Origin of the sequence: Herbaspirillum chlorophenolicum (assembly GCF_001189955.1) — a bacterium.
In the GTDB taxonomy this organism is placed as follows: Bacteria; Pseudomonadota; Gammaproteobacteria; order Burkholderiales; family Burkholderiaceae_D; genus Herbaspirillum; species Herbaspirillum chlorophenolicum.
The window spans coordinates 22,718-29,980 of sequence record NZ_LFLT01000044.1; the positions used below are offsets into that span (position 1 = coordinate 22,718).

7 protein-coding genes are annotated in these 7,263 nt (G+C 61.4%); 3 read left to right on the forward strand and 4 right to left on the reverse strand.

Features of this window, described 5'->3' with window-relative positions:
• Nucleotides 1-9 precede the first annotated feature (9 nt).
• The 4 genes from AKL28_RS19815 to AKL28_RS19830 all read right to left on the reverse strand — a co-directional run bounded on the left by AKL28_RS19815 (nt 10) and on the right by AKL28_RS19830 (nt 4,363).
• Nucleotides 10-2,370, reverse strand: a complete 2,361-nt coding sequence (locus AKL28_RS19815; protein WP_231602548.1) for a TonB-dependent receptor — start codon at nt 2,368-2,370, stop codon at nt 10-12.
• Between the two features lie 120 nt (nt 2,371-2,490).
• The gene (locus AKL28_RS19820; protein WP_050470001.1) at nt 2,491-3,219 is read right to left on the reverse strand and encodes a TonB family protein; all 729 of its coding nucleotides are present in this window, start codon (nt 3,217-3,219) and stop codon (nt 2,491-2,493) included.
• Nucleotides 3,220-3,221: 2 nt separating this feature from the next.
• On the reverse strand, nt 3,222-3,626 hold the full coding sequence (locus tag AKL28_RS19825; protein WP_050470002.1) for an ExbD/TolR family protein: 405 nt from the start codon (nt 3,624-3,626) through the stop codon (nt 3,222-3,224).
• A 167-nt stretch (nt 3,627-3,793) separates the two neighbouring features.
• Complete coding sequence (locus AKL28_RS19830; protein ID WP_050470004.1) at nt 3,794-4,363, reverse strand: MASE1 domain-containing protein; 570 nt, start codon at nt 4,361-4,363, stop codon at nt 3,794-3,796.
• Between the two features lie 219 nt (nt 4,364-4,582).
• On the opposite strand from AKL28_RS19830, the gene AKL28_RS19835 reads away from it, so the two are divergent.
• The 3 genes from AKL28_RS19835 (at nt 4,583) to AKL28_RS19845 (ending at nt 7,248) form a co-directional block, all read left to right on the forward strand.
• Nucleotides 4,583-4,945, forward strand: a complete 363-nt coding sequence (locus AKL28_RS19835; RefSeq protein WP_050470006.1) for a transcriptional regulator — start codon at nt 4,583-4,585, stop codon at nt 4,943-4,945.
• 97 nt (nt 4,946-5,042) lie between these two features.
• Nucleotides 5,043-5,789: a CDP-diacylglycerol diphosphatase gene (locus AKL28_RS19840; RefSeq protein ID WP_050470018.1), complete on the forward strand. Its 747-nt coding sequence runs from the start codon at nt 5,043-5,045 to the stop codon at nt 5,787-5,789.
• Between the two features lie 202 nt (nt 5,790-5,991).
• Nucleotides 5,992-7,248: an Hsp70 family protein gene (locus tag AKL28_RS19845; RefSeq protein ID WP_050470008.1), complete on the forward strand. Its 1,257-nt coding sequence runs from the start codon at nt 5,992-5,994 to the stop codon at nt 7,246-7,248.
• The last annotated feature ends 15 nt before the right edge of the window (nt 7,249-7,263 follow it).

The following is a 7,263-nucleotide window of genomic DNA, read 5'->3' on the forward strand; positions in this document are numbered from 1 at the left end:
TGGCCGCGATCAGAAATCCGCGGTCAGTGTGACGGTGAAGGTGCGTGGGGCACCGATGTAGAACGACGGCGGAGAGCCCTTGGAACCTGGAAGGTCGTAAGCATTGTTCGTGAGCAGACTGCCGCTGCTGTTCGCATTCAGGCTCAAGTACTGCTTGTCGAACAGGTTGGCGACGTTCAGGCGGATCGTCGGCTTCTTGAGCCAGGTAGTCGACGGGAAGGTGGCGCCCGCGCCGGCGTTGAACACGGTGTAGCCGCCGATGGCATCATCGTTGACCAGCGTGGTGTAGCGGCGGCCGGTGTACTTGGCCTGGCCGAACACATACCAGCTGTCCTGCTGGTACTGCAGCGAGAAGCCGGACAGCCAGTTCGGCGTATCCGGGAATTCCTTGCCGCTGGTGGGCAGCGAGTTGGCGGCGTCGAGTCGCATGTTGTCCTTCATCTTGCTCTTGATGTAGGACAGCGAGCCGTACATCGACAGGTTCTTGGTCAACGCATAGCCAGACTCCAGCTCCAGGCCCTTGGAGGTCGCGTCGCCGACGTTGGTGTCGATCTTTGCCTGGAAAGCCTCGTTCCACGCGGAGGAGATGCGATTGCGGTAGTCGATGAAGAACGCCGAGCCCGACAGGGTCCACTTGTCGCTGTTGTAGCGGTAGCCCAGGTCATAGTTCCAGGTGGTTTCCTTATCCACCGGGACGTCGCGCACGGTGCCGCCGGTATAGACGCCATTGACGTATTTGCCGCCCGAGAGCAGGCCGTTGTAGGAGAAGTTGCCCGGCGCCTTGAAGTTCTTGGCAGCGTTGAAGAACACCGATTGCTGTTGATCCAGCTGGAAGCGGATGCCCAGGCTGGGCAGCAGTTCGGCGTAAGACTTCTGCACTGTGTAGAGGCCGCCGGAGGCGCTGGCCAGGCTCGGGTTGTTGGTGTAATTGCGGTCGATGCTGGAGTAGCGTGCGCCCACCTGAACGTTGAGCTTGTCGTTCATCAGGTTGATGCTGTCCTGCATGAAAACCGACTTGCCGGTGCTGATGGTGAGCGTGTCGCGGTTTTGCACAAAGCTGCCATCCTGGTTGCGCAGCCACAGGTCGGGATTGTTCAGCCACAAGTCGGCGACGTTGCCGTTGTTATCGACCCTGCTGAAAGGCGCAGTTTGCTGGTGGCGCGCGCGCTCATACCAGTAGCCGAACAGCAGCTTGTGGTTGTCGATCTGCTGGTTGAACTTCAGCGTCACGCCGGGACGATAGGTGCGGGTGCGGCTGGCACTGTAGACGTACACGGTATCCCTGGTGTCGCCGTCGCCGTTGATGTCGCGAGGGCCGCCGCCCAGTTGGCCGCCGGTATTGCCTTCGGTGAGTGTTTTGATCCCGCTGGGGCCGGTGCCGAAGCCATACCAGAAGTAGGGATCGACGTCGATGCTGGAGGTCGGGCTCAACTGGAAGTGGCTGTTGACCGTGGCCAGATAGTTCTTGAACGGATTCACGTTGAAGCCGTAGAAATTGTTGCCGGCTATGTTGGCGGCCAGGTTCGGGCCATAACCAGGATCGTTCTGGATCGCGCCGTTGACGCCGGGCTGGTGCACCGGCGGGGTGGTGCCGTACTCGTAGTTGGGGCCGTTCTGGGCGATCTGCGCCTTAGTCACCGTACGGTAGTAGGTGCTGACCGCATTGTTGTACAGGACGTTGGCGTTGATGAAGCTGCCCTGGCCCAGATTCAGGTTGCCGCCGAAGTCGACGTGCTGCTTCTCGGCGCTGCCGGCGCCCTTGAACTTGTCGGCCGTGGTTTTCGAATACGACAGGAAGAACTTGAAACGGTCGTCGAACAGCTTGCCCGAGTCGAAGCGCACATAGCGTTTCCACAGGCTGTTGGAGCCGACGCTGGTGGAGACGCGCACGCGTTGTTTGTCTTCCGGCGCGCACGTGGTCATGCCGATGTTGCCGCCGGAGGCGCCCACGTGTGGCGCTTCGGTATCGGTCGAGCCCTGGGTGACGAAGATGTCGCACAGGTTTTCGGCGTCGGTGTATTCCTGCGGGTAGACCGCGAAGCTGCCGGAGTCGTTGACCGGTGCGCCGTTGACGGTGAAGCCAAGCTGGTCGCTGTTGAAGCCGCGTACGCGGATGTTGCCGCCGAACAGGCCGGTGCCGTCATTGTCGTAGGTATTGACGCCCGGCAGCAGGTTGATCATCTGGTAAGGGTTGCCGGTGGGCGACTGCTTGTCCATGTAGTCGCGGTTGACCGAGCTGCGCGCCTTGGGCGACTCTTCCTGCTGGATCAGACCGGTCGCCTGGGCGGTGCCGCTATTGCCTTGGACGGTGACGGTGCCGACGTCGGTGGTAGTGGCGGTTTGGGCATAAGCGGCCGTTCCGGCTGCCATGAATATCCCGGATATCAGCAGCGATAGCCGGGTGAGTTTGCAGTGCATATTATTTCCCCTGAGAAGAATAGTAGTGGTGCGTTTTTAAGAGTGGCGCCGCCGGGCCCAGCGGCGTTGGAATCATCCGGAAGCAGGAATGAACTCCAGGTCTGCGGTGAAACGGTGTGTGTGTTCACCGCTCCAGCTGCCTTCCGGGAAGGCAGTGAAGGCGGCGCGATTGATCGTTTTGCGGGCGGCGTCGTCGAGCAGCATGGAATTGGACGATTCATCGATGCCCAGATCGACCACCGAGCCATCGCGCCTCAACACGAACCAGACGCGCACCTTGCCTTGCGGCTTGAGCTGGCTGGCTTCGCGGCCGGTCGGATAGCGCTTGATGCTGTTCAAGTGGGCGCGCAGTTTGGCGACGTATTGCGATTCGGCGTTGGCGGTATTGGGTTGAGGCGGAGGCGCCGGCTGCGCAGCCACCGGTTGCGGGGCGGGAGCAGGTGCGGGCGCCGGTGCGGTGTGGGCCGCCGGCTGGGGGAGTGCCGCCAATGGCGCGGGCGCATCGGTCACGGGGCGCTCCTGGGCTACCGGGGCCGGCGTGGGTTTGGAGATAGGAACGGGCTTGGCCTGCGGCTGGGGCGGTTCGATCTTTTTCAGCGGTTCTGGCAGCGGCGGAGTCTCAACCTTAGGGGTGGCCGGCAGCGTTTCTTCAAACAGTGAGATCTGGACCGGCGTCGGGTCTTCGTGGCGGACGAGGCGCGTGCTTTGTTGCACGCCTGCCAGCACCAGCGCCAGCAGCACCAGCAGCGATGGCAGGCCTGCCAGCGATTCACGGAAACGGAAAAGGAAAGGCGCGCGCATGGTCACTGCTTGCGGGTGGCAATCGAAATCGAATCGAAACCGCCGTGTTTGAGCTGGTCCATTACGTCAACCAGCTTCTGCACTTCCACGCCGCGGTCGCTGTTGATGATCAGGTTGAGCTTCTCGCCTTCCTTGGGGATTTGCTTGAGGCGGGCGACCAGGCCTTCGACAGGCGTGTTCTCGCCATCGACCTGCACCGCATCCTTGGTGATGGTGATGATGGCCTTGGCCTGGGGCTTGAGGTCTTGCGCGCTGCTGGAGCTGGGGAGCTGGGTCTTCAGGCCGAGCGCGGGGATCACATTCATGCTGATGAGCACGAAAAACACCAGCAGGAACATCATCACGTCGATCATCGGAATGATCTCGACGCGGGCTTTTCGTTTCTTGGGTTCATCCCAGCTACGCATGCTGCAACTCCTCGGAAGCATTGTTATACGATTCATAACGCTATAAGTTTTATAGCGATGCGCAGCGTAACGAGAAATTATGTCGTGCGTATTACATCAACCGGGTTTGCGTAAAGATTTGTTGGGAAGGAAAGTGGCGGCGCAGCAGGAGAGGGTCAGGGGCAGGATTATCCGCGCGGCAAGCGAATGAAGGACAGCAGGAATTTGAACAGATAGGCAACAATGATGGAGCCGAACAGGTCGCCGATCGACATCACGATCAGCCCGCTCCAGAAATGCGGGGAGGCGCCGCGCATGACGAACCAGAGCAACTGGAACAGCGGATTGGTCAGCGCATACAGCAGGATACAGGCCATCAGCCGGGTGGTGGTCAGGTTCGCCAGCGAGCGCCGCAAGTCCATGCCCGACAAGGTGAAACGGTAGGCGATATACGGTGCCAAGGCCGAGATCAGGCAGTAGCCTGCTGCCGTGATGGGGTCATGGGGGAACAGTCGGTAAGTGGCGGTGGTGGCCAGCGAGCCCAGCAGCAAGCCGACGCAGCCGGCTTCGGCAAACAGCAGCGTGCAGATCAGCCGCACGCCGGCGGGCAGGTAGACCCAGGCGATGCCTTCGGTGAATTCGGTCTGGCGGAACAGCCATTCGTTCAGGCTGTAGAAAAGGAAATAACAAATGGCGGTGCCTGCCGCGGCGGCAACGTGCGTGCGCAAGGTCGACTGGGTATTGGGCGAGGCATCCATGACGGCGCGTATGTTACCGATTTCTATGCTGCCCTGCAGCAGGCAATCTCATGTTGTGGCTAAATCGCCCGCACGGCGCGCCGGAAAAGTGGGGATATTGCGCTATGGCAGGGCTAGGCGTATTATCCGCTATCGAATCTGTAACGATGTAAAAGCAGCTGCGAACAGCGACATAACGAAACCAACAACGCGAAACACAACAACGCCAACAGCGTAGCTATGGGTAAAAACAAGAGGCCTGCGGATATCTATCTGCGCTTTCTGCAACTGGCCGATGCACTACGGGGATTGCCTTCATTGGCAACGCTGGATCCGCTGGAAGACCGGATCCTGGCGTATATCGCCCGTGCCGGCCAGGAGCAGCAGCGCCTGTCGGTGCGCGACCTGATGGCGCAAAGCGAATTCGGTTCGCCGGCGATGCTGCACACCCGCCTCAAGTCGATGCGGGAAAAAGGCTGGATCGTGCTGGCCGACACCGAAGACCCGCGCCGCAAACAGGTCGAACTGAGCCAGGCCGCCTGGCTGCATTTCGACAAGCTCTCCAAATGCCTGGTGCAGGCAACGCGCAATACCGACGACTGAGTTTTTGCGCGGCATCCCGGCGCCGTCACACGGGCGAAACACCTGGTCGCTAAGCTGCTCATCTCCCGCTCCGGGGTGAACCTGACCGCTTGTGATCATGCGCCTGACGACTCTCCTGCCTTTCCTGTTTTCCCTGCTGGCCGGCGCCATTGCCGGACCATCGGCCCATGCCGCCGATCCGCACAAGCTATGGGAAATCGTCAGCGAGCAATGCGTACCCAACATGCGCGCCACCAGCAGCCCCCTGCCTTGCGCGGCGGTGGACCTGGAGCGCGGTTTCGTCGTGCTCAAGGACATCGTCGGTCCGGCCCAATACCTGTTGATGCCCACGCGCCGCTTGCCCGGCATCGAAAGCCCGGAATTGCTGGAGGCAGATGCGCCGAACTACTGGGGCTATGCCTGGCAGCAGCGCTTCCGCGTGGGGCAGGCGCTGGGACGCCCGCTGGCTGACGAGCAGCTCGGCCTGGAAGTCAATTCAGCCGCCGCGCGTTCCCAGTTGCATCTGCATATCCATATCGACTGCATGCGGCGCGATGTCGCCGAGAGCCTGGCGGCCCATCGCGGCGATCCGCTGCGGCGCTGGATGCCCTGGCAATTCGAGGGGCACCGCTATTGGGTGATGCGTCTGCCGGGCGATGCCCTGCAATCCGACGATCCGTTCAAGCTGGCCGCCGCGCGCGACGCCTTTGCCGCCTCCGCCATGGCCGCGCAGTCGCTGCTGCTGACTGGTGCCCGCTTGGAAGATGGCAGCATCGGTTTCTTCCTGGTGAACATGCCGGTCAATGTCGATCTGCAGGAAAGAGGCAGTGCCGAGGTGCTGATGGACCACGATTGCCGCTGGTAAGGCGATAACCGATTAAGCCAATGATGCCGGAGCGGCAGGCGTGCCGCTCCGGCATTGTCATTTGGAGGGGGGCGTGCGGTGTTGCCGGTAAAGCAATGCTGCCCGGCGGCATGTTGCTTGCTTTGAACACGGCGGCAGCGCCGTGCAGACAAGCACGGCCCTTTTCTATATGATTGCCGGCCCAAAAATGAAGGAGTAATCGATGGCGAACGCATGCGGGGTGGATTTCGGCACCTCCAATTCCACGGTCGGCTGGCTGCGTCCCGATGCGGGCGAATCCCTGCTGCTGCCGCTGGAAGAAGGCAAGGCGACGCTGCCATCGGTGGTGTTCTTCAACGCCGACGAAAATGAATTCAGCTACGGCCGCAGCGGGCTTAATGAATACTTGTCCGGTTATGAAGGCCGCCTGATGCGTTCGCTGAAGAGCCTGCTCGGTTCCGGCGCCATCGACGGCCAGACCGAAGTCGGCGGCCGGGCCTTGCCTTACCGCGGCTTGCTGGCGCAATTCATAGGCGAGCTCAAGACGCGCGCCGAACGCGCTGCCGGCCAATCCTTCTCGCGCGTGGTGATGGGGCGTCCGGTGCATTTCGTCGACGACGACCTGGCCGCCGACCAATTGGCGCAGGATACGCTGGAAGACATCGCGCGCAGCGTCGGCTTTACCGATATCGAATTCCAGTTCGAACCTATCGCCGCGGCCTTCGATTACGAGTCGCGCATCAGCGGCGAAGAGCTGGTGCTGATCGCCGACATCGGCGGCGGCACGTCGGACTTTTCGCTGGTGCGCCTTTCGCCGCAGCGTGCGGCGCACCAGGAGCGGCGCGACGACATCCTGGCCAACGGCGGCGTGCACATCGGCGGCACCGACTTCGACAAGTATTTCAGCCTGTCCTGCGTGATGCCGCTGCTGGGCTTGGGCGGCCGCCTGGCCGGCAACGCTGAAGTACCCTCCAGCTATTATTTCAACCTCGCCACTTGGCACACCATCAACCAGCTCTACACGCGCAAGACCTGGCAGCAATTGCAGGACGTGGCGCGCGAGGCGGTCGACCGTGACCGTTTCGCGCGTCTGCTTGACGTAGTGGATCAGCGCTGCGGCCACTGGCTGGCGCTGCAGGTGGAAGGCGGCAAGATCGACCTGTCCTCGCAAGAGTCGGCCACGCTGGATCTGCAGCGCCTGCGTCCGGCGCAAACGCTGGAATTGAACCGCGCTGATTTCGATGCCGCCGTCGAGCATTTGGTGCAGTCGGTCGAACAGACAGTCTCGGGCTTGTTGCGGCAGGCTGGCTTGCGTCTGTCCGATATCGACAGTGTGTTCTTTACTGGAGGCTCTTCCGGTGTGAATCTGTTGCGTCAGCGTATTGGTGCGCTGGTGCCGGATGCCAAGCATGTTGAAGGTGATCTGTTTGGCAGCATCGGTAGCGGTTTGGCGATCGACGCAGCGCGTAAGTTCGGCTAGAGCTTGTTGCTTTTT

What these genes read in the sequence shown, in the direction of transcription:
- AKL28_RS19830 (WP_050470004.1), bottom strand. Translation starts at nt 4,363, where the DNA reads ATGGATGCCTCGCCCAATACCCAGTCGACCTTGCGCACGCACGTTGCC.
- AKL28_RS19845 (WP_050470008.1), top strand. Translation starts at nt 5,992, where the DNA reads ATGGCGAACGCATGCGGGGTGGATTTCGGCACCTCCAATTCCACGGTC.
- AKL28_RS19835 (WP_050470006.1), top strand. Translation starts at nt 4,583, where the DNA reads ATGGGTAAAAACAAGAGGCCTGCGGATATCTATCTGCGCTTTCTGCAA.
- AKL28_RS19820 (WP_050470001.1), bottom strand. Translation starts at nt 3,219, where the DNA reads ATGCGCGCGCCTTTCCTTTTCCGTTTCCGTGAATCGCTGGCAGGCCTG.
- AKL28_RS19825 (WP_050470002.1), bottom strand. Translation starts at nt 3,626, where the DNA reads ATGCGTAGCTGGGATGAACCCAAGAAACGAAAAGCCCGCGTCGAGATC.
- AKL28_RS19840 (WP_050470018.1), top strand. Translation starts at nt 5,043, where the DNA reads ATGCGCCTGACGACTCTCCTGCCTTTCCTGTTTTCCCTGCTGGCCGGC.
- AKL28_RS19815 (WP_231602548.1), bottom strand. Translation starts at nt 2,370, where the DNA reads ATGGCAGCCGGAACGGCCGCTTATGCCCAAACCGCCACTACCACCGAC.